The sequence below is a fragment of the Cupriavidus sp. 01L415 genome (genome assembly GCF_056400065.1).
In genome coordinates, this window is record NZ_JBFTSP010000010.1 from 1 (window position 1) to 20,271 (window position 20,271).

Annotated in this window: 19 protein-coding genes; 9 read left to right on the plus strand and 10 right to left on the minus strand. The window is 64.0% G+C overall.

Features of this window, described 5'->3' with window-relative positions:
- Positions 1–120: 120 nt before the first annotated feature.
- On the minus strand, positions 121–747 hold the full coding sequence (locus AC1DOX_RS16435) for a cysteine hydrolase family protein (RefSeq protein ID WP_441619866.1): 627 nt from the start codon (positions 745–747) through the stop codon (positions 121–123).
- An 87-nt stretch (positions 748–834) separates the two neighbouring features.
- On the opposite strand from AC1DOX_RS16435, the gene AC1DOX_RS16440 reads away from it, so the two are divergent.
- Both AC1DOX_RS16440 and AC1DOX_RS16445 read left to right on the plus strand, forming a co-directional pair.
- A complete protein-coding gene (locus AC1DOX_RS16440) occupies positions 835–1,683 on the plus strand; it encodes a LysR family transcriptional regulator (protein WP_441619868.1) in 849 nt (282 codons plus the stop codon).
- A 249-nt stretch (positions 1,684–1,932) separates the two neighbouring features.
- Positions 1,933–3,909 carry a sensor domain-containing diguanylate cyclase gene (locus AC1DOX_RS16445; protein WP_441619870.1) on the plus strand — a complete coding sequence of 659 codons (1,977 nt, stop codon included), beginning with the start codon at positions 1,933–1,935 and terminating at the stop codon, positions 3,907–3,909.
- Between the two features lie 227 nt (positions 3,910–4,136).
- On the opposite strand, the gene AC1DOX_RS16450 is transcribed toward AC1DOX_RS16445, so the two are convergent.
- Complete coding sequence (locus tag AC1DOX_RS16450; RefSeq protein WP_441619872.1) at positions 4,137–5,063, minus strand: LysR substrate-binding domain-containing protein; 927 nt, start codon at positions 5,061–5,063, stop codon at positions 4,137–4,139.
- A 125-nt stretch (positions 5,064–5,188) separates the two neighbouring features.
- On the opposite strand from AC1DOX_RS16450, the gene AC1DOX_RS16455 reads away from it, so the two are divergent.
- Genes AC1DOX_RS16455 through AC1DOX_RS16475 form a run of 5 tightly spaced genes read left to right on the plus strand, consistent with a single transcriptional unit; the run spans position 5,189 to position 9,501 of the window.
- Positions 5,189–6,226, plus strand: coding sequence for a tripartite tricarboxylate transporter substrate binding protein (locus AC1DOX_RS16455; protein ID WP_441619874.1), 1,038 nt, complete (start codon positions 5,189–5,191; stop codon positions 6,224–6,226).
- A 3-nt stretch (positions 6,227–6,229) separates the two neighbouring features.
- A complete protein-coding gene (locus AC1DOX_RS16460) occupies positions 6,230–7,360 on the plus strand; it encodes an NAD(P)/FAD-dependent oxidoreductase (RefSeq protein WP_441619876.1) in 1,131 nt (376 codons plus the stop codon).
- Entirely contained in the window at positions 7,329–7,640 is a 312-nt protein-coding gene (locus tag AC1DOX_RS16465; RefSeq protein WP_441619878.1) for a (2Fe-2S)-binding protein, read from the plus strand. The genes AC1DOX_RS16460 and AC1DOX_RS16465 overlap by 32 nt, the downstream gene beginning before the upstream one ends.
- Positions 7,637–9,124 carry an FAD-dependent oxidoreductase gene (locus AC1DOX_RS16470; protein ID WP_441619880.1) on the plus strand — a complete coding sequence of 496 codons (1,488 nt, stop codon included), beginning with the start codon at positions 7,637–7,639 and terminating at the stop codon, positions 9,122–9,124. The genes AC1DOX_RS16465 and AC1DOX_RS16470 overlap by 4 nt, the downstream gene beginning before the upstream one ends.
- Positions 9,124–9,501: a RidA family protein gene (locus AC1DOX_RS16475; protein ID WP_441620036.1), complete on the plus strand. Its 378-nt coding sequence runs from the start codon at positions 9,124–9,126 to the stop codon at positions 9,499–9,501. The genes AC1DOX_RS16470 and AC1DOX_RS16475 overlap by 1 nt, the downstream gene beginning before the upstream one ends.
- A 278-nt stretch (positions 9,502–9,779) precedes the next feature.
- Here the strand turns inward: AC1DOX_RS16475 and AC1DOX_RS16480 are convergent, their stop codons facing one another.
- From AC1DOX_RS16480 to AC1DOX_RS16505, 6 genes are all read right to left on the minus strand, one after another.
- On the minus strand, positions 9,780–11,510 hold the full coding sequence (locus tag AC1DOX_RS16480; RefSeq protein WP_441620038.1) for an ABC transporter substrate-binding protein: 1,731 nt from the start codon (positions 11,508–11,510) through the stop codon (positions 9,780–9,782).
- Positions 11,511–11,625: 115 nt separating this feature from the next.
- On the minus strand, positions 11,626–11,934 hold the full coding sequence (locus AC1DOX_RS16485; RefSeq protein WP_092134428.1) for a DUF2160 domain-containing protein: 309 nt from the start codon (positions 11,932–11,934) through the stop codon (positions 11,626–11,628).
- A gap of 22 nt (positions 11,935–11,956) precedes the next feature.
- The gene (locus tag AC1DOX_RS16490; protein ID WP_441619883.1) at positions 11,957–12,787 is read right to left on the minus strand and encodes a carbohydrate ABC transporter permease; all 831 of its coding nucleotides are present in this window, start codon (positions 12,785–12,787) and stop codon (positions 11,957–11,959) included.
- Positions 12,780–13,664, minus strand: a complete 885-nt coding sequence (locus AC1DOX_RS16495) for a carbohydrate ABC transporter permease (RefSeq protein ID WP_092134432.1) — start codon at positions 13,662–13,664, stop codon at positions 12,780–12,782. The genes AC1DOX_RS16490 and AC1DOX_RS16495 overlap by 8 nt, the downstream gene beginning before the upstream one ends.
- A complete protein-coding gene (locus AC1DOX_RS16500; RefSeq protein ID WP_092134433.1) occupies positions 13,661–14,764 on the minus strand; it encodes an ABC transporter ATP-binding protein in 1,104 nt (367 codons plus the stop codon). Before AC1DOX_RS16500 ends, AC1DOX_RS16495 begins: the two co-directional genes overlap by 4 nt.
- 1 nt (position 14,765) lies before the next feature.
- On the minus strand, positions 14,766–15,884 hold the full coding sequence (locus AC1DOX_RS16505; protein WP_441619886.1) for an ABC transporter ATP-binding protein: 1,119 nt from the start codon (positions 15,882–15,884) through the stop codon (positions 14,766–14,768).
- 157 nt (positions 15,885–16,041) lie between these two features.
- On the opposite strand from AC1DOX_RS16505, the gene AC1DOX_RS16510 reads away from it, so the two are divergent.
- Positions 16,042–16,812, plus strand: a complete 771-nt coding sequence (locus AC1DOX_RS16510) for a DeoR/GlpR family DNA-binding transcription regulator (RefSeq protein ID WP_092134437.1) — start codon at positions 16,042–16,044, stop codon at positions 16,810–16,812.
- Positions 16,813–16,876: 64 nt separating this feature from the next.
- On the opposite strand, the gene purU is transcribed toward AC1DOX_RS16510, so the two are convergent.
- A complete protein-coding gene (gene purU, locus AC1DOX_RS16515; RefSeq protein WP_092134438.1) occupies positions 16,877–17,743 on the minus strand; it encodes a formyltetrahydrofolate deformylase in 867 nt (288 codons plus the stop codon).
- Between the two features lie 59 nt (positions 17,744–17,802).
- Positions 17,803–18,669 carry an NUDIX hydrolase gene (locus tag AC1DOX_RS16520; protein ID WP_441619889.1) on the minus strand — a complete coding sequence of 289 codons (867 nt, stop codon included), beginning with the start codon at positions 18,667–18,669 and terminating at the stop codon, positions 17,803–17,805.
- Between the two features lie 54 nt (positions 18,670–18,723).
- Between AC1DOX_RS16520 and glpK the strand changes: the two genes are divergently transcribed.
- Complete coding sequence (glpK, locus tag AC1DOX_RS16525) at positions 18,724–20,265, plus strand: glycerol kinase GlpK (RefSeq protein WP_092134441.1); 1,542 nt, start codon at positions 18,724–18,726, stop codon at positions 20,263–20,265.
- Positions 20,266–20,271 lie beyond the last annotated feature (6 nt).

Consider the following 20,271-nt stretch of genomic DNA (forward strand, 5'->3'; position numbering starts at 1 on the left):
GTCTCCGAAATTCGCTTGCGCGAATTCCTCGCTCGCCCAGTCTGTCGTGTCGTCCTCGATTGCCAACCCGCTGCCGCAAAATGAACAGGATGCGCGCAAGTTAACACCGTCTGCCGAGGTTTACAACCGGATTTGTGGGTAATCCTCAGATCTCCAGACCGAGGCGTCCCCAACGACGGTTGCAAACCGGTCATTCAGCGCGGCCAGCGTTACCCGGTGCAGTTCCGCTGCCGTCAGCGGATCCCCGCCGAGCGGATCGGGCAGATCCCGGGTGGCGCAGGCATTGGCCACCAGCGTGACCCGATAGCCATGATCCAGCGCCGAACGCGCCGTCGCGCTGATGCACATGTGCGTCTGGAAACCGGCAAGGATCAGTTCCTTGCGTCCCGTGGCCGCCAGTTGCGCGGCCAGCTCCGTGCCGGCGAAGCTGTTGGGCAGGTGCTTGACGACGGTTTGCTCGCCAGCCTTGGGCGTCAGCCCCTCGATGATCGCGGCAAACGGCCCGCCCGGATCGAACGCGCCGCCGGCCTTGCCGTGGTGCACCACGTGAATCACCGGCGTGCCATGGGCGCGCGCCAGCGCCAGCAGGTCCGCACAGGCGGCGACGGCCTCCGGCATGCCGGTCAGCGGCAGCTTGCCATCGACATATTCACGCTGGTGGTCGACCAGCACCAGCACGGCATCCGTCCAGGCGGAAGGCTTGCGGCTGGCGCCGGCGGCATCGAGCAGAGTAAAGGGGGCGGGCATGACGTCGGGCTCCTGAGGAGGTGGTCTATGCACGTATCCTAGGGCGCGCTATCCTGTGCGCCAATTCCCCAACAACTCACACTCGCTGTGCAAAAAAGCACAATCGCCTGGGATGATCTGCTGACCCTGTCCACGCTGATGCGGGCGGGGAGCTATTCGGCTTGCGCGCGGGAGCTCGATATCACCCATGCCACCGCCATCCGCCGCATTCGCCGGCTGGAAACCGCGCTGGGCAAGCCGGTGGCCACCCGCACCGACGGCACCTTCGTACTGACCGCCGCCGGCCGCAACGCCCTGACCGCGGCGCGCCAGATGGAGCAGTCCGCGGACCGGCTGATGCGCGAGATCGAGGGCGCCAGCACCGGCGTCTCGGGCGTGGTGCGCGTTGCCGCCACGGCGGCGCTGGGCAGCGAATTCCTGACGCCGCAACTGCCCACGCTCTACGCGGCACACCCCGATGTCGAGATCCGGCTGGAGGTTGATAACCGCGTCACCAGCCTGGCACGCCGACGCGCGCATATCGCCGTCCGGCTGGCCCGCCCGCAGGAGGACGACATCGTGGCGCAGCGGGCCGGCACCGCGCGCTTCGGACTCTACGGTCCGACGGGCGGCCAGGCGCCTGACGATGCACCACTCTGCGGTCTGCTAGACGAAGGCTTTTCCCTGCCGGAGGTTGCCTGGCCCCAGGCGCTTGAACGGCGCTTCGCCTACCAGTCCAACAGCCTGCTGGCCGTCCGCGAGGCCGTGCGCGCCGGCATCGGCATTGCCTTGCTGCCCCACTACGTCGCGCAGCATCACCCCGACCTGCATCTGCTGCGCGAGGTACCCGAAGTCGTCCGGGAAATCTGGCTGGCCTACCCGGCCGAGTTTCGCGGCGCCTCGCGCTTCCGGCCCGTGATCGACTGGTTGGCGGATACCCTTGCCAGATGCCCGTGAGGCGGCCGGCCGGGGTGTCCGCCAGCCGGCACTGTCGCATCGACACCACCCGAGTCCCGCCGCCGGTCACGCAAGGCGTCGCATGCGCCACTCATGTGGGATGACACACGTCTCCAGGCCTTTGCAGGCGCCGGGATCGAAACCAGTTCTGCTACGCTACAAACCGGTTTGCCGAAAAATGGGCGGGTCGCTGTCCAAAGCCCAGGCACCGGATAACGGGTCACTGCGCAAAACGAAAAGAAGAGATTCATGCGGCACTCCTTGAAGTACCGGATGGCGGTCGCTACTGCGATCGTGGTCACGCTTATTCTCGTGGCGCGTGCCGGCTTTTCCCAGTACTACGCCTATGAGAGCCTGAAGGAGATGCTTCAGGCCCAGCAGGACACCCTGGTCAAGCTGGTTGCCGGACAACTCGACGAGAAACTCGAATCGCGCGAGGTCGTGTTGCGCCGCCTGGCGCGTGCGTTGACCCCCGCGCTGAACCAGAAACCATCCGAACTGCGCCGCATCGCGACGGAAACCGTCGACATGCCGGAAAGCTTCAACGCCGTCTTCCTGGCGTGGCCGGACGGCACGCTTGCCTTCAGCACGGCAGTACCCGAAGGGGTCAAGATGACCGTGGGCGAGCGGGACTATTTCAAGGAAATCCGGCGCGGCGCATCGTTCGCCGTCTCCGACCTGCTGCAGGGCAAGCATTCCAGTTCGCCGGGCGTGATCCTGGCGATCCCGCTGCGTGGCCCGGACGGCGAGCTGCGCGGCGTGGTGGGCGGTGTGCTGAACCTGTCGGCGAGCAATTTCCTGCGTGAACTGGCCCGCAGCCGCGTGGGCGTGACCGGCTACTACTGCCTGGTCTCGGCGGGCGCCAATCCGCGCTACGCCTTGCATCCCGATGGCGGCAAGGTCCTCGCGCCGGCGCGCGCGGTTGGCGAGGCCTGCGGGGCCGATCAGCCCGAATCGACCTGGGAGATGCTTTTCCCCGAACAACCGGTCGTCGCGCGCTATCTGCTGTCCTCCAACGGCTGGGAGGTGGTGTCGGTGTTGCCAGCCGACGAGGCCTATGGCCCGCTGTTAGAAATCCGCCAGCGTGCGGTGGGCATCGGCCTGGTGTCCCTGCTGATTGCCGCCGTGTTGATGTGGAGCGTGATCCGGCGCCTGCTGGCGCCGCTGGAACACCTGCACCGGGCGGTGCGCCAGCTGGCGACGCAGCCCGCGGCGGTGTCGGACCTGCCAGTCGGCCGTGACGACGAGATCGGCGAGCTGGCGGCGTCCTTCGCGGAGGTCATGCACCAGCTTTCCGAACGCGAGGCCGCGCTCAAGGCGGCCAAGGACAGCGCCGCCGCCAGCGAAAAGCGTATCGAGGCGATTGCCAACCACGTGCCGGATTTCGTCGCCTTCATCGATGCCGCCGAGCACTTTGCCTTCGTCAACCAGGCCTATGCGCGCCACTTTGGCCTGCCGGCCGAGCAGATCACCGGCTTGTCGCTGCGCGAGCTGTGGGGCACGCCCGAGTACGTCGCCAACAAGCCCTACCTGGATCAGGCGCGCGACGGCCACGCCGTGACCTTTACGCGCGAGAGCACCGAGGGCACCGCGTGGGAGGTCACCTACCAGCCCGCCTGGGATGATGCCCAGGATCACGTCACGGGCCTGCACATGTTCGCGCGCAACGTCACCGGCGAGCGGCAGAAGCTGCGGTCCCTGGAAGCCCAGACGCTCTCCGACCATCTGACGGGCCTGCTCAACCGCAAGGGTTTCGATCGCCGCCTGACGGAAACCATGGCGCGCGCCGATGCGGCCGGCCAGCGCGCGGCGCTGCTGCTGGTGGACCTGGACGACTTCAAGGCCGTCAACGATACGCACGGCCACCCTGTGGGCGACCGCCTGCTGGTGGCGTTTGCCGAACGGCTCACCGCCTGCGTGCGCAAGGGCGATGCCGTGGCCCGCATCGGCGGCGACGAATTCGCGATCATCCTGGACAACGTGTCACAAGCCGGCACCGTGGAGCGCATCGCCCACACCGTGGTGCAGGCGGCACTGCGCCCGTTCTCGATCAACGGCCACACCCTGGTGTCCACCGCCAGCGTGGGAAGCGCGATTCATCGGCCGGACAATGGCACGTCGGTCAGCGAACTGTTCATGCGCGCCGACATGTCGCTGTATGAGGCCAAGCGGCGCGGCAAGGCACGCTACGCAGCGGCCGCGACTGCGACGACTTCCGAAGCCTGAGCACGCCGCCACAAACAGCGGACGAAGAAAAAGCTCTTCGCTGATTTGCGGGGTGAGGGACCGTCTCAGAACGACCCAATCCTGCCCCCCAGCGCTAGATCGCCAATGGCTCCTTTGCGCGTTCAATCAGACGTCAGGTTCTGGGCAAGGAGAAATTGCAGCCTTGGACGAAACGCGGGCGAAATTCTGGAACTCCGAAAGAAATTTCCGCTTCCGGCAGCAAAAATCTAAGTGTCGCGAAAGGCATTCTGACGCCGCTTCGGGTGTCTAATCTCTTCCCGGAAGTCTTCGGCGAAAGCTTCCGCTAAGAGGAGTCTGCGTCCAGGACTCGGGAAGATGATTGCGTATCGCGAAGCCAGCTCTTCTCTTAGTGGTCGCACGACGACGTCATGCGCTGAGAACAGCTCCGCAGCCCAACGTGACACCAGTGTGATTCCAGCGCCGGCCGCTACGAGTCCGCAGGCTACCAAGGAATGGGGTGTATCCACAATGACGTTTGCCGCAACTCCAGCATTCGAAAACGCGTCGTCAATCTGGTGGCGCAGAAAACTATGCTGGGACAGCAAAATTAGCCGCTCATTGGCAAGGTCCTTGACGGAAATTACCCGCTTCGAGGCGAGCCGATGACCGACCGGCAGTATCGCGACTGCTGGACTGAGATCCAGTGGCTCCGTCGCGATAGCGGGCCGCGACAGCGGTAGTTCGATCAAGCCTACGTCGAACTGACGTGTAGCGACGAGATCCGCGACCTGCCGGGACGGCAGGCTCTCGATGTAGACGGATACATTTGGTCGGGTCGACAGAAAGCGAGTGATGGCCCTCGGCAACAGCCACTGAGAAATCGAAGGTAGCGTCGCAATGCGCAGCGCTCCTGCGCGCTGGTTACGGATGTCTTCAGCGATCTGGGAAATCCGTTCGAGGCTGCCATAGATCGGCTCGATCTCGCGGTATAACGCCTCCGCCTCAGGCGTCGCCACAAGCTTACGACCCCTGCGCTCGAAGAGCTTGTATCCGATGCGCAGTTCGAGGAGGGCGATTGCTTTGCTGACCGCGGGCTGCGTCACGTTCATCAGTTGCGCTGCTCCGACTACGGTACCCGTGCGTATTACGGAGTAAAAGGATTCAACTTGGCGCAGATTGACAGTCTTCTTCATACATAACTTTTGGGAATAAGCAGGCTGCAAAGAATGAATTGTTATGCAGAGGTGGCGCTTCTAAGATTCATCCACCCTGGACCCAAATCTTAGCGGCAAACCAGGGGTACGGAGATACGGACAACATGCCCCCCGAACTCAAACATGACAAGACCCTTCTGCCGCAGACGTTGCGCTGCGGCGTGGGCAGCGTACTGGCATCGGCTGGGCTCACCGCGTTCGCGATGCTCGTATGCTTCCCGGTGAGCGCGCAGGAACCGACGCAGTCATATCCAACCCGCCCAATCAAACTGGTGGTCGGGTTTCCCCCGGGCGGATCCTCGGATGCGACCGCGCGGTTACTGGGCGCTGCGTTGAGTGTGAAGCTCGGCCAGCAGATTGTGGTGGAAAACAGGCCGGGCGCCAATTCCATCATCGCGACTCAGTATGTGAAGAGCCAGCCTGCAGACGGCTACACGCTCTTGTCGGTTTCCTCGTCGTTCGCCATCAATCCGGCCCTTCAAAAGCTGAACTACAACATCTATAAGGACTTCGCGCCCGTGGCGCTGCTCGGCGTCATTCCGTTGTGGCTCGTTACGCCGGCTAGCATTCCGGTGAAATCGATTCCCGATCTGGTCTCGATGGCCAAGGCGCAGCCGGGCAAGCTTCCTTATGCGAGCTATGGTCCTGGAAGCGCGGGCCATTTGGCATCGGAGTTGTTGCTGTCCAAGACGGGCATCAACATGATCCACGTGCCCTACAAAGGCAGTGGTCCTGCGCTGATAGACCTCATGAGCGGGCAGGTGACGATGATGATGCCCACAGTGGCGTCGTCAATCAACCTCGTCAAGGAAGGAAAGCTTCGTGCCATCGCCGTGTCGAGCAAGAAGCGTGTCTCAGCGGTCCCCGATGTTCCGACCATTGCAGAGTCGGGCGTACCTGGCTTCGAACTTGTGGCGTGGGAATCCATTCAGGCTCCGGCCGGCACACCCGCACCGATCGTCAATCGACTAAACACGGCTATTCGCGAAGTGATGGCAACGCCAGATTTCCGCGAGAAGCTCGTCAAGCTCGGCATCGAACCGGATTCGGGCAAGACTCCCGGCGAGGTTGCTGCGTTCATTCGCAGCGAGGCAGACAAGTTCGAAAAGATTGTCCGCGAGCGCAACATCAAGGCGGAATAGGTCATGGGTACTGATCACATCGACACGCTCGTCATAGGCGGGGGCGTGGTGGGCCTATCCGTGGGATATGGGCTTGCCCGCAGGGGAGATACCGTGTGCGTGCTTGACGGAAGCGATGACGCCTTTCGTGCATCGAGAGGAAATTTCGGCCTCGTCTGGGTCCAGAACAAGGGGTTGGGTCGTCCGGCCTATGCACGCTGGACCATGCAGGCGGCGCGCGAGTGGCGAGCGCTCGCGACAGAACTGCAAGACCTCACGGGAATCGACGTCCAACTTCAGCAGCCAGGCGGAATTAGTATGAGCTTCGATGAGAAGACGCTCTCTGAGTCCGCCGGAAAGCTCGCAGTATTAGGTGCGCAACTCGGTATCAGCTATCCGTACGAAGTCCTCGATCTGCCGAGCCTGCGCCGGCTCATCCCAGAAACCGGCCCGGATGTCGTCGGTGCGATTTACTGCGAGCTCGACGGTCATGTCAGTCCGCTGCATACGTTGAGAGCACTGGTCCAAGGCTACAAGGCTCTCGGTGGCCAGCTGGTGACCGGAGTAAGAGTCGACAAGATCGAGCATCGTGCGGGGGAATTCCGAGTCCGGGCTGGAAACCGCACGTTCTCGGCATCGCGCGTGGTACTCGCTGCCGGGCTGGCGAACAGAGACCTTGCTCCCCAGGTAGGGCTAAGCGCCCCCGTACGGCCGGTACGAGGCCAACTTCTGGTTAGCGAACGGGTGTCGCCATTTCTGCGATATCCGTGCCACTACGTGCGGCAGACGGGCGAAGGCGTGGTGCAGATCGGCGACTCGAAGGAAGAAGTCGGGATGGACGATGGCACCACGTTGCCTGAACTGGCTCGCATTGCAGCGCGTGCGGTGCGCAGCTTCCCGATGCTGGCCAATGTCAACTTGGTTCGCACATGGGGCGCGCTGCGTGTCATGACTCCGGATGGCTATCCGATTTATGAGGAGTCCATTGAATGCCCGGGAGCTTTCGTGGTGACGTGCCACAGCGGCATCACGCTGGCACCAGCACATTCCGGCCCACTTGTGGAATGGATACGTACCGGCACCGAACCGGTTGAAGTTCGGGATTTCAAGGCAAGGCGTTTCGATGTTCAAGTCAATCAAGCTATCGCCCACTGAGCTGCAGCCGACTGTTGTCATTCACGTGGAAGGACAAGAGCTACACGCACGCGCGGGCCAGACCCTCGCGACCGCATTGCTTGCCGCGGGAATCGTACCCTTCCGAAAGACGGCAGTATCGGGAGCCCCACGGGCGCCGCTATGCCTCATGGGTGTATGTTTCGACTGCATCGTAGAAGTGGATGGCGCTCAGAACGTGCAATCCTGTATGGTCGAGGTGCGTGAAGGAATGCAGGTGTGGTTGCCGTCAGGCGCACGGCGCGTGGAGGCAGCAGCATGAGCTCAGGGAACAACGTTCGCTCCAATGTTCGCTCCATCGACGAAAAGCGGATCGACGAAGGCTTTACTCACGACCTCATCATTATAGGTAGCGGTCCTGCGGGGATGTCTGCAGCGACAGTTGCGGCAGCGTGTGGCCTGCGGACTGTCGTGCTCGATGAACAACCTCGCGCTGGCGGCCAGATATATCGGAATGTCACGGTCGCGCCCCGAACGGTCAAAGAGTTGCTCGGTCCGGACTACTGCCATGGTGCTTCCTTGGCGGAACGCTTTGCAAGATCAGGGGCCGAGGTCCGGTACGGTACTTTGGTGTGGGATGTGGCGCGTGATCTGACTGTTACCGCGCAACAGTCAGGACGCTCTTTCAACGTCCGTGCTCCCCAATTGGTGATTGCCACTGGAGCGATGGAGCGCCCCTCGCCGTTACCCGGTTGGACGCTACCAGGCGTACTGAATGCTGGCGCGGCACAGATCGCTCTCAAGACGGCAGCTCAAGTCCCGGACGGCAAGGTTGTGCTGGTGGGAAGCGGCCCATTGCTACTGTTGGTTGCATGCCAACTGCTAGACGGAGGGGCCAAAATTGCCGGCATCGTTGAGACAAGCCCCGCCGAAAACAATCGGCGCGCATTGAAGCATCTGACACTGGCTGCAACGTGCCCGAAGATTATCGGAAAAGGTCTGCGGATGCTATGGAAGCTGCGCCGTGCGGGCGTACGCTTTGCTAAGCATGTGGAAGATGTTCGCATTGAGGCTACAGATGACGGTCAACGTGTGCGAGCGGTGTCATTCGTCGAGGGTGGCAGCGCGCAACGTATCGAAGCCGACGTTGCCTTGCTTCATCACGGCGTCGTGCCCAATACGCAGATAACCAGGCTCTTGCGCGTGGACCACTCGTGGAGCGACGAGCAACTGGCGTGGCATCCGATCGTCGACGCGTGGGGTGAGACGTCTTTGTCTGGGCTCCGGATAGCCGGCGATGGCGCGGCGATTGCGGGCGCTTTGGCTGCGGAGGCCAGTGGTGCCATCGCTGCAATAGGGGCCGCGGTGGCAATCGGAAAGCTAGACGCAAAAAGGGGCGAGGAGCTCGCGAAGTCTTGGCGCTCCGCGCTAAAGCATCAACAGCGTGTCCGTCCATTCTTGGATGCCCTTTATCGCCCTCCAGAATGGCTCGTTGACTGTGCTGACGAGACTGTTGTTTGCCGATGTGAAGAAGTCACCGCGGGGCGCGTCCGTGAGATGGCGAAGTTGGGCTGTGAGGGACCCAACCAGGCTAAGTTCTTTAGTCGCTGCGGGATGGGGCCATGTCAGGGGAGGATGTGCGGAATCACCGTGACCCAGATACTTGCGAATACCCACCATCGTACGCCGAGTGAGATTGGTGCCTATCGCATTCGTGCCCCGATCAAACCGATAAGTCTTGGGTCGCTGGCCGCCCTGGCGTGCACCCCCAATCAAACACCACAAAGGAAGGAAGACAAGTCGTGATGGCAATCCAGAGACACCATACGAATTCGCGTCTGAGCAGGGTTGTCCGCTATGGCGGACTGGTGTATCTGTGCGGACAAACTGCCAAAGGAAGTGCTTCCGCCACCGGCGATATCGCCGCGCAAACAAGTGAGGTCTTGTCACGTGTCGAGGCCCTCCTTACTGAAGCGGGAAGCAACCCTAGCCGGCTTCTCTCTGCGACGGTCTACCTGCGTGACATCAGGGATTTTTCAGCAATGAACGCTGTATGGGAAGGGTGGCTGGCAGATAACAAAGCGGAGGCACCTGTTCGTACTACTGTCGAGGCAGCGCTCGCCACGGAGGGGCTACGAGTTGAAGTAACCATAGTCGCGGCAGAAGGCAACGCGGCTGCATAGGGCAGCCAGAAACATTGCGATTGCTGTCTGATTCGCTACGCGTGCAGCCCTCATGCTTTGCGCTGAAGTGCCATGCGCGTGTGTTTTCATACGACCGCTGTGGAATCGGCTGCAGTCGTACAATTGGAGGCGGGGAATGTCAGTTATTGGCCGTGGATTCAACCGGTCGATGCTCCCAATCCAGGCGACCTTCCCCGGAACTTGACGAAGGACGCAAAAAAAAGCGGTGGCGCCAAGAGACGCCACCGCCCTTCCTCTACAACACCCCGCGCAACCAATCAGCGAACGCGACCTTCCTTCCACGCCTGGAGCAGCTTGTCATAGGCGATGGTCTCGCCCTTCGGCTTTTCGTTTTCCAGCTTCTTCCACGGCGCGTGGTCCGACGACAGCCACTTGGACGGATCGCTCTTCGCATTCAGCTTGGGCGCGCAGTTGGCCATGCCGGCGCGCTGCAGGCGACCCATCACCTGATCCATCTCCTCGGCCAGGTTGTCCATCGCGGCCTGCGGCGTCTTCTCGCCGGTGACCGCCGTGGCCACGTTCTTCCACCAGAGCTGGGCCAGCTTGGGATAGTCGGGCACGTTGGTACCGGTCGGAGTCCAGGCCACGCGGGCCGGGCTGCGGTAGAACTCGATCAGGCCGCCGTACTTGGCCGCATTCTTGGTCAGATAGTCGTGGTGGATATCGCTGTCACGAATGAACGTCAGGCCGGTGAGCGACTTCTTCAACGACACCGTCTTGGAAGTCACGAACTGCGCATACAACCACGCGGCGGCCAGGCGGTTCGGGTCGGTGTTCTTGAAGAACGTCCACGAACCCACGTCCTGGTAGCCGTTCTGCATCCCCTGCTTCCAGTACGGGCCGTACGGCGACGGTGCCATGCGCCACTTGGGCGAGCCATCGGCGTTCACCACCGGCAGGCCCTTCTTGGTCATGTCCGCCGTGAAGGCGGTGTACCAGAACACCTGCTGGGCGATCTGCCCCTGCGCCGGCACGGGACCGGCTTCGGAGAACGTCATGCCCATGGCCTGCGGCGGCGCGAACTTCTTCATCCAGTCGATGTACTTGGTCAGCGCATAGACCGCAGCCGGGCTGTTGGTGGCGCCGCCACGGGACACTGACGCACCGACCGGCGTGCACTTGTCCTCGGCCACGCGGATGCCCCATTCGTCCACCGGCATGCCGTTAGGCAGGCCCTTGTCGGCCGTACCCGCCATCGACAGCCACGCGTCGGTGAAACGCCAGCCCAGCGAGGGGTCCTTCTTGCCATAGTCCATGTGGCCATAGACCTTCTTGCCGTCCAGCTCCTTCACGTCGTTGGTGAAGAAGTTGGCGATGTCTTCGTACGCGGACCAGTTGGTCGGCACGCCCAGGTCATAGCCGTACTTGGCCTTGAACTTGTCCTGCAGGTCCTTGCGCGCGAACCAGTCGGCGCGGAACCAGTACAGGTTGGCAAACTGCTGGTCCGGCAACTGGTAGAGCTTGCCGTCCGGCGCGGTGGTGAACTTGGTGCCGATGAAGTCCTTGACGTCGAGGTCCGGATTGGTGAATTCCTTGCCCGCGCCGCTCATGTAGTCAGAGAGCGGCAGGATGGCGCCATAGCGGTAGTGCGTGCCGATCAGGTCCGAATCGGAGATCCAGCCGTCATAGATCGACTTGCCCGACTGCATCGAGGTCTGCAGCTTCTCCACCACATCGCCTTCCTGGATGATGTCATGGTTGACCTTGATGCCGGTGATTTCCTCGAACGCCTTGGTCAGCGTCTTGGACTCGTATTCGTGCGTGGTAATGGTTTCCGAGACCACGTTGATCTGCGTGACCCCCTTCGCCTTGAGCTTGGCGGCGGCATCCATGAACCACTTCATCTCCGCCATCTGCTTGTCCTTGGCTAGCGACGACGGCTGGAACTCGTTGTCCACCCACTTCTTCGCCGCGGCCTCGTCGGCCCAGGCGGCATGACCGCATGCCAGCGCGGCCGCAAAGGCCAGGGCCGACATCCCCAACTTCACGTGCACTTTCATCAGTGTCTCCTCAGGAATCCCCTCCCCGGCTCTGTTACTGGGTTGCGGCCCCGGGGAAGGGACAAGCTGCGCAGCCCATGACAGCGAAACCCGGCGCGCCGCGTCAGCCGCGGCGCATGATCACCAGCAGCACCACGGCGGAAATTGCCACGCTGATCCAGATCGACGGCTCCTCGGCCAGCGAGAACCACGCCTGCATCTTCTCCCCCAGCCCCACCCAGGCCAGGTTGATCCATGCCGCGCACATCAGGCCGATGAACAGGCGATCGCCACGCGTGGTGGCGATCGGCAGGAAGCCCTTGCGCATGACCGTGGGCAATCGCGTCTCCCAGATCGTCATGCCGATCAGCATGACCACCACCGACGTGAAGAACACCGCGACGGGGGTGGTCCAGACCATCCAGCTGAGCATCTCTTCGACTCCTTGTTGTCAGCTACACGCGGCCCATCGCGAAACCCTTCGCGATGTAGTGCCGCACGAACCAGATCACGATGGCGCCCGGCACGATGGTCAGCACGCCGGCCGCCGCCAGCACGCCCCAGTCCATGCCCGACGCGGACACCGTGCGGGTCATCGTCGCCACGATCGGCTTGGCGTTGACGGACGTCAGCGTGCGCGCCAGCAGCAATTCCACCCAGCTGAACATGAAGCAGAAGAACGCCGCCACGCCCACGCCCGCCTTGATCAGCGGCAGGAAGATCGTCACGAAGAAGCGCGGGAAGGAATAGCCGTCCACGTAGGCGGTCTCGTCGATCTCGCGCGGCACGCCGGACATGAAGCCCTCCAGGATCCACACCGCCAGCGGCACGTTGAACACCAGGTGCGCCAGCGCCACGCCCAGGTGCGTATCCATCAGCCCGATCGTGGTGTACAGCTGGAAGAACGGCAGCAGGAACACCGCGGGCGGCGTCATGCGGTTGGTCAGCAGCCAGAAGAACACATGCTTGTCGCCGATGAACTGGTAGCGCGAGAACGCATAGGCCGCCGGTAACGCCACGGACACCGAGATGATTGTGTTCAGCGCCACGTAGATCATCGAGTTGATATACCCGGAGTACCACGAGGCATCGGTAAAGATGGTGACGTAGTGCTCCAGCGTGAACGACGCCGGCCAGAGCGACAGCGTGGAGACGATTTCCTCGTTCGTCTTGAACGACATGTTCACCATCCAGTAGATCGGGACGATGGCGAACAGCAGGTAAAGCACCAGGAACAACGGGCGCCACCAGCCGGCGCGTTGGCCGGGATGCGCGATATCAGCCATTGGGCATCTCCTCGGTGCCGGACGTGCCGGCACGCTGCATCCAGTTATAGAGGATGAAACAGGCCAGCAGGATGATCAGGAAGTAGATGATCGAGAATGCCGCGGCCGGCCCCAGGTCGAACTGCCCCACCGCCTTCTGCGTCAGGTATTGCGACAGGAATGTCGTGGCATTGCCGGGGCCGCCGCCGGTGAGCACGAACGGCTCCGTGTAGATCATGAAGCTATCCATGAAGCGCAGCAGCACGGCGATCATCAGGACGCCCCGCAGCTTGGGCAGCTGGATGAAGCGAAACACGGCAAAGCGCGACGCGCCATCGATCCGGGCCGCTTGGTAGTAGGCGTCCGGAATCGCGCGCAGGCCTGCGTAGCAAAGCAGCGCCACCAGCGGCGTCCAGTGCCAGACATCCATCACCAGCACCGTGACCCACGCATCGACCGCACTGCCCGTGTAGTTGTAGTCAAACCCCATGCCCGCCAGCGCCGCGCCAAGCAGGCCGATGTCCGTCCGGCCGAAGATCTGCCAGATCGTGCCCACGACGTTCCACGGAATCAGCAGGGACAGCGCGATGATGACCAGCACGGCGGAGGCCCTCCAGCCCTTGGCCGGCATCGCCAGCGCCAGCAGGATGCCGAGCGGAATCTCCACCAGCAGCACCGCCAGCGAAAAGCCGAGCTGGCGCAGCAGCGCGTCGTGCAGTTCGCCATCGCGCAGCACGGTGCGGAACCACTCCGTGCCGACGAACACCCGCCGCTCCGGCGAAATGATGTCCTGTACCGAATAGTTGACGATGGTCATCAGCGGCAGGATGGCCGAGAACGCCACGCACAGCACCACGGGCAGCACCAGCAGCCAGGCCTTCTGGTTGACGGGCTTCATTGGACCAGTTCCTCGTTGATATAGAAGCAGGTGTGCCGGTTGAAGACCGACAGCCACACGGTGTCGCCGGGGCGCAGGCTCGCGGCCTCGGTGCCAAGCCGGGCCCGGATCGTGGCCGGCTCGCCGCCGTTCTCCACGGTCGCCGTCACCAGCCAGTAGGTGCCGATGTCCTGAGCACGTACCACGTGCGCCGGCATGGCCTGCGGATCGTCGCTGGCCGCCAGCTCCAGGTATTCGGGCCTTACGCCGATCTTGAAGCTGCCGGCGGCCTGCAGCGCAGGCCCGGTCGCCGGTGGCAGCGTCGGCATGTAGCGCCGCCCGGCCACGTCGATCGCCCCGTCGCGCCATACGGCCGGTAGGAAATTCATCCCCGGGGAACCGATGAAGTGGCCGACAAACGTGTGCGCGGGCCGCTCGAACAGCGCGTCGGCGGAACCCACCTGCACCGCCTTGCCACGCGACATCACCACCACTTGGTCGGCGAACGTCAGCGCCTCGGTCTGGTCGTGCGTCACGTAGATCAGCGTCAGCCGGAATTCGTGATGAATCTCTTTGAGCTTGCGCCGCAACTGCCATTTCAGATGCGGGTCGATCACGGTCAGCGGTTCGTCGAACAGGATCGCCGAGACATCCTGCCGGACCAGCCCGCGGCCGAGGGAAATCTTCTGCTTGGCATCCGCGGCGAGCCCGCTCGCCCGGCGGTCAAGCGATGACGACAGGTCCAGCATCTCCGCCACGCGCCCCACGCGCTCCCTGACCTGCGCGGCCGGCACCCCACGATTGCGCAGCGGGAAGGCCAGGTTCTGGCCGACGGTCATCGTGTCGTAGATCACCGGAAACTGGAACACCTGCGCGATATTGCGCGCCTGCGGCGTGGCGCCGGTCACGTCGTTGCCGTCAAAGCGAATCGTCCCCTGCGAGGGCCGCAGCAGGCCGGACACGCAATTCAGCAGCGTGGTCTTGCCGCAACCGGACGGGCCCAGCAAGGCGTAGGCCCCGCCATCCTCGAAGGTGAAGCGCAGCGGCAGCAGCGCGTAGTCCTCGTCGTTCTGCGGATTCGGGCCATAGGCGTGCGCGAGATCGAGATCGATGCGTGCCATCTCAGCCTCCCGACTCGGTAATCGGCGTGCTGGCCACGTCGGCCAGTGCGCCCGGACGGCGCGGCGCGTGGATGCGATCGCCGGCAGCGTTGAACAGGTAGAGCTGCGCGGGTTCCAGATGCAGCGACAACGGCGCCCCCAGTTGAAGTTCGAGCACGCCGGCAAACTGCGCGACGAGATTGCCGACTGCGGTATCGAGGTGGACGAAGGTATCCGAGCCCGACAATTCGGCCAGTGCCACCTTGCCCGGCACCGCCACCGCGCCCGGCACCCGCGCCAGCCGCAACGCAGCGGCGCGCACGCCGACCGTCACGGGGCCATCCGGCGCGGACACCTCGGGCAACGGAATCACGATATTGCCGGCCAGCGTCACGCGTCCGCCGGACAGCGTGCCCTCCACCAGGTTCATCGGCGGATCGCTGAAGGCGCGCGCCACGCGCAGCGAAGCCGGGTAATGGAAGACCTCGGGCGTTGGCCCGTACTGGAGCAGTTCGCCGGCATCGAGCACCGCCGTATGCCCGCCCAGCAGCAGCGCTTCGGCCGGCTCGGTGGTGGCGTAGATCACGGTGGCGTTGCCGTGCGCGAAGAGCTGCGTCAGTTCTTCGCGCAGTTCCTCGCGCAGCTTGTAGTCCAGATTGACCAGCGGCTCGTCCAGCAGCATCAACGGCGCGTTCTTGGCCAGCGCCCGCGCCAGCGCCACGCGCTGCTGCTGCCCGCCGGACAGTTCGGCGGGATAGCGGTCCAGCAGATGTTCGATATGCAGGCGGCTGGCCAGCGCGCGGACCTGCGTGGCAATATCTTCGCCACGGTCGCGCCGCAGCTTCAGCGGCGACGCGATGTTGTCGAAGACCGTGAGGGAGGGATAGTTGATGAACTGCTGGTACACCATTGAGACATTGCGCTCGCGGACCGGCACGCCGGTGACGTCGGCGCCGTCGACCAGCACACGCCCTGCGCTGGGCTTGTCGAGCCCGGCCATGACCCGCATCAGCGACGTCTTGCCGGCCTGGGTGGTCCCCAGCAGGATGGTGACGGCGCCGGGCACGGGAGCCAGCGTCATCGGGTAGAGATAGGCTTGCGACCCCACTTGCTGCGCAATGCCTTCCAGGCTCAGCTGCATCCAGTCTCCAATGTTCGATTGCTTGCTCAGCCACACCGAATACCGTGACCAAGGGGCACTATTCATAGCTTCCTGCTCGTTTTAGCGCAAAAACGAACGCAAAACAATCGTGCAGTGCATCATTTGTTTTCGTTTCTGTTTGAACTAGAATGCCGGCATGACGCTTAATCCCCGCCAGACCGCCCTCCTCGAGGAAGTCCGCAGCCAGGGCTTTGCCTCCATCGACGAACTCGCTCGGAAGTTCGGCGTGACCCTGCAAACCGTCCGGCGCGACGTCAACCTGCTTGCCGAAAACGGCATGCTGGCGCGCTTTCACGGCGGCGTGCGCATGGAAGGGTCCACCACGGAGAACATCGCCTACCGGCAGCGCCAGGTGCTGCACGCGGAAGGCAAGGCGCGCATTGCGCGCGCGGTGGCTGCCGCCGTGCCGGAAGGCTGCTCGCTGATCCTGAACATCGGCACCACGGTGGAAGAGATCGCGCGCGCGCTGGTCCACCACCGCGGCCTGCGCGTCATCACCAACAACCTGCACGTAGCCAATATCCTGGCCGACAACCCGGAGTGCGAGGTCATCGTGGCGGGCGGAGTATTGCGGTCACGCGACCGCGGCATCGTCGGCGAGGCCACGGTGGAGTTCATCCGCCAGTTCAAGGTGGATATCGGCCTGATCGGCATCTCGGGCATCGAGACCGACGGCACGTTGCGTGACTATGACTTCCGGGAAGTGAAGGTGGCGCGCACGATCATGGAACATTCGCGCGAGATCTGGCTGGCGGCGGATGCCAGCAAGTTCAACCGCCAGGCGATGGTGGAGCTGGCGCCCCTGTCGAGCATCGACCGCTTGTTCACGGACGAGCCACTGCGCGCGCCGTTCGTGGAGATGCTGGCGGACAGCGGAGTGAATTGTGTGGTTGCGGACCAGGAATAACGCGATGGCGGGTCCGCGCGCCCGTCGCCTCCCCCGTGTGCGGGAGAGGCGCGATACCCATGGCTTACTTGAACACCACGGTCTTGTGGCCGTTCAGCAGGATGCGGTGTTCGGCATGCCACTTGACGGCACGGGCCAGCGCCACGCACTCGACGTCGCGGCCGACCGCGGTCAGCTGATCGGGGTCCATGCTGTGATCCACGCGCTCGATCTCCTGCTCGATGATCGGACCTTCGTCGAGGTCGGCCGTCACGTAGTGGGCCGTGGCGCCAATCAGCTTCACGCCGCGATCATGGGCCTGGTAGTACGGCTTGGCGCCCTTGAAGCTCGGCAGGAACGAATGGTGGATGTTGATCGCGCGGCCTTCCAGCTTGCGGCACAGGTCGTTGGACAGCACCTGCATGTAGCGGGCCAGCACGACGAGGTCGATATTCTGGTCGCGCACCACTTCGAACACGCGCGCTTCCTGGGCGGACTTCTGCTCGGCGGAGGCGTTCATCAGCGGCAGGTGGAAGAACGGCACGTCGTACGACGCGGCAAGCTGGTAGAAGTCGCGATGGTTCGACACGATCGCGGCGATCTCCACCGGCAGCCCGCCCACCTTGGCGCGGAACAGCAGGTCGTTCAGGCAGTGTCCGATCTTGGACACCATGATCATCACGCGCGGCTTCGCCGCGGCGTCGAACACCTCCCACTGCATGCCGAACTGGTCGCCGACCGGCGCGAACGCGGCGCGCAGCGTGGCCAGGTCCGGGCCGCCGGCGGCCGTGCTGAAGTGCACACGCATGAAGAAGCGGCCGGTGAACGCATCACCGTACTGGTCGGAATCGACGATATTGCAGCCATGCTGGAACAGCAGGCCGGAGACGGCATGCACGATGCCCGGCTGGTCCGGGCAGGAAAGAGTGAGGATAAATCCGGTGGAGCTCATCGTAGGCGAATCGGGCGAATCTTAATCAAGCGGCAGGGCGCGGCCGTGGTGCGAACAGATCAGGATGGCTGGGTGGATGCAGCCGTCCAGCCGCGTCGGCGGAGGGCATCCAGCGTCACCAGCGTGGCATCGACGGTCATGGCGCGGTCCGCCATGATAGCAAGCAATGCCGAAGGGTCGATACGGCGATGCTCGGCCACCTCCCCGTCGCGATTGTGCGGCACGAAGTCCGGCGGCAGTGACAGGTCGTACACATACACCCGTTCCCACTGCACGCCTTCGGGGATTTCGCGCAGGACATCGATGACGCCGTGCGCCTCGGCCCGGGCCGCCAGCGCCGGAGGAATGCCGGATTCCTCGTCGCATTCGCGGATCAGCGTCTCCAGCGGGTCGCTGCCGGCCGGCATGCCGCCCGCCACGAGATTGTCCCACATGCCGGGGTCCACGGCCTTGGCGGGGCTGCGCCGGGAAATCCAGAGCGCACGCTCGCCGTCGATGATGCCGTTCATATGCGATGCGAACGTCAGCAGGCCGAGGAACCGCGCCGCGGCACGCTCGATCACGGCCAGCGCCGGCGCCTCCGGTGCGGGCGTGACCGCGAACAACTCGTTGCGCCAGCCGCGCAAATGGCCGGCGTCCGCCAGTTGTCGGGCCAGGATGGCCAGCGTGGCGCTGCGCGTATCGAAGTCCGGGCACCCGGGCAGCAGCGTCACGGCACCCTCGCCCACCCGGGCCAGCAAGCTCCCCGCGCCCGGCATGCCGGTCATCGAGTTCAGCATATCCGCGTGCCTGCGCGACAGCCAGCCCACCTGCCGGCCTTCGACCATCAGCCGCAGATGCGCGGACGAGTCAAACGGGCTGCGCGCGGCCACGCCGGCCGTCACGCGGGTAATCAGATTAGAAGGTTCGGAAACGATGTCGGCCATGGCAGCAAGGTTTGGCCGGCAACACCAGCCTCAATTTTTTTCCGGACGGAACGCATGACGCCGACTCACACTTCCCAGCAGCCCCAGTACGTACTGGCCCTGGACCAGGGCACCAGCAGCTCGCGTGCCATCCTGTTCGATCACGCCGGCAATGTGGTGCGGATTGCCCAGCGCGAGTTCCGCCAATATTATCCGCATCCGGGTCACGTCGAGCATGACCCCTATGAAATCTGGCAGTCGCAGCTGGCGGTCGCCCACGAAGTCCTCGCCGATGCCGGCGTCAGCAGCACGCAGATCCGCGCGATCGGCATCACCAACCAGCGCGAGACCACCGTGCTCTGGGACCGCAAGACCGGCGAACCCGTGGGCCGCGCGCTGGTCTGGCAGGACCGCCGCACCGCACCGATGTGCGAGGACCTGCAGGCCGCGGGCCACGGCGCGACCTTCCAGCAAAAGACCGGGCTGATCATCGACGCCTACTTCTCCGGCACCAAGCTGCGCTGGATGCTCGACAACTACGAAGGCGCGCGTGAGCGCGCCGAGCGCGGCGAACTCGCGTTCGGCACCGTCGACAGCTGGCTGATCTGGCAGTTGACCGACGGCACGCGGCACGTGACGGACGTCTCCAACGCCTCGCGCACGCTGCTGTTCAATATCCACGATTTCCGCTGGGATGACGAACTGCTGGGCCTGCTGGACATTCCTCGCAGCCTGCTGCCCGATGTGGTGCCGTCGAGCGGGGAAGTCGCCCTCACGGCGGCGCGCCTGTTTGGCACCGGGATTCCGATCGCCGGCATCGCTGGCGACCAGCAGGCCGCGACGTTCGGCCAGGCCTGCCTGTCCCCGGGCATGGCCAAGAACACGTACGGCACCGGCTGCTTCATCCTGATGAACACGGGCGACAAACCCGTGACGTCGCAAAATCGACTGCTCACCACCATCGGCTGGCAGATCGGGCAGAACACGCAATATTGCCTGGAAGGGGGCGTATTCATGGGCGGCGCCACGATCCAGTGGCTGCGCGATGGGCTCAAGCTGATCCACAGCGCCCCGGAAGTGGACCCGCTGGCGCGCCAGTGCGAGGACACCGGCGGCGTGGTGCTCGTGCCGGCCTTTGCCGGCCTCGGCGCGCCCCACTGGGACCCCTTCGCGCGCGGCACGATCGTGGGCATCACGCGCGGCACGGGCGGCCCGCACATTGCGCGCGCCGCGCTGGAATCCATCGCGCTGCAAAGCGTGGACGTGCTCGATGCCATGCAGAAGGACGCCGGCATCTCGCTGGCGGAGCTGCGTGTCGACGGCGGCGCGTCGCGCAGCGACTTGCTCATGCAGATGCAGGCCGACCTGCTCGGCACGCCCGTGGTCCGTCCGCGCGTGACCGAAACCACCGCGCTCGGCGCGGCCTACCTGGCGGGGCTGGCCACCGGCTACTGGACAGATCCCGAGGAGATCACGCGCCAGTGGCAGGTGGAGCAGCGCTTCGAGCCGAAGCTCTCGGCCGACGCGCGTGCGCATCGCTTGGCCCGCTGGCATCGCGCCGTGGACCGCGCCCGCGACTGGGCCCGCGAGGACGACACCAACGCCCGCGCACACTGATTTCCG

Excerpts from the sequence above, each read along its gene's own strand:
- AC1DOX_RS16435 (WP_441619866.1), bottom strand. The coding sequence starts at position 747 with ATGCCCGCCCCCTTTACTCTGCTCGATGCCGCCGGCGCCAGCCGCAAG.
- AC1DOX_RS16445 (WP_441619870.1), top strand. The coding sequence starts at position 1,933 with ATGCGGCACTCCTTGAAGTACCGGATGGCGGTCGCTACTGCGATCGTG.
- AC1DOX_RS16450 (WP_441619872.1), bottom strand. The coding sequence starts at position 5,063 with ATGAAGAAGACTGTCAATCTGCGCCAAGTTGAATCCTTTTACTCCGTA.
- AC1DOX_RS16455 (WP_441619874.1), top strand. The coding sequence starts at position 5,189 with ATGCCCCCCGAACTCAAACATGACAAGACCCTTCTGCCGCAGACGTTG.
- AC1DOX_RS16460 (WP_441619876.1), top strand. The coding sequence starts at position 6,230 with ATGGGTACTGATCACATCGACACGCTCGTCATAGGCGGGGGCGTGGTG.
- AC1DOX_RS16465 (WP_441619878.1), top strand. The coding sequence starts at position 7,329 with ATGTTCAAGTCAATCAAGCTATCGCCCACTGAGCTGCAGCCGACTGTT.
- AC1DOX_RS16470 (WP_441619880.1), top strand. The coding sequence starts at position 7,637 with ATGAGCTCAGGGAACAACGTTCGCTCCAATGTTCGCTCCATCGACGAA.
- AC1DOX_RS16475 (WP_441620036.1), top strand. The coding sequence starts at position 9,124 with ATGGCAATCCAGAGACACCATACGAATTCGCGTCTGAGCAGGGTTGTC.
- AC1DOX_RS16485 (WP_092134428.1), bottom strand. The coding sequence starts at position 11,934 with ATGCTCAGCTGGATGGTCTGGACCACCCCCGTCGCGGTGTTCTTCACG.
- AC1DOX_RS16490 (WP_441619883.1), bottom strand. The coding sequence starts at position 12,787 with ATGGCTGATATCGCGCATCCCGGCCAACGCGCCGGCTGGTGGCGCCCG.
- AC1DOX_RS16495 (WP_092134432.1), bottom strand. The coding sequence starts at position 13,664 with ATGAAGCCCGTCAACCAGAAGGCCTGGCTGCTGGTGCTGCCCGTGGTG.
- AC1DOX_RS16500 (WP_092134433.1), bottom strand. The coding sequence starts at position 14,764 with ATGGCACGCATCGATCTCGATCTCGCGCACGCCTATGGCCCGAATCCG.
- AC1DOX_RS16505 (WP_441619886.1), bottom strand. The coding sequence starts at position 15,884 with ATGCAGCTGAGCCTGGAAGGCATTGCGCAGCAAGTGGGGTCGCAAGCC.
- AC1DOX_RS16510 (WP_092134437.1), top strand. The coding sequence starts at position 16,042 with ATGACGCTTAATCCCCGCCAGACCGCCCTCCTCGAGGAAGTCCGCAGC.
- purU (WP_092134438.1), bottom strand. The coding sequence starts at position 17,743 with ATGAGCTCCACCGGATTTATCCTCACTCTTTCCTGCCCGGACCAGCCG.
- AC1DOX_RS16520 (WP_441619889.1), bottom strand. The coding sequence starts at position 18,669 with ATGGCCGACATCGTTTCCGAACCTTCTAATCTGATTACCCGCGTGACG.
- glpK (WP_092134441.1), top strand. The coding sequence starts at position 18,724 with ATGACGCCGACTCACACTTCCCAGCAGCCCCAGTACGTACTGGCCCTG.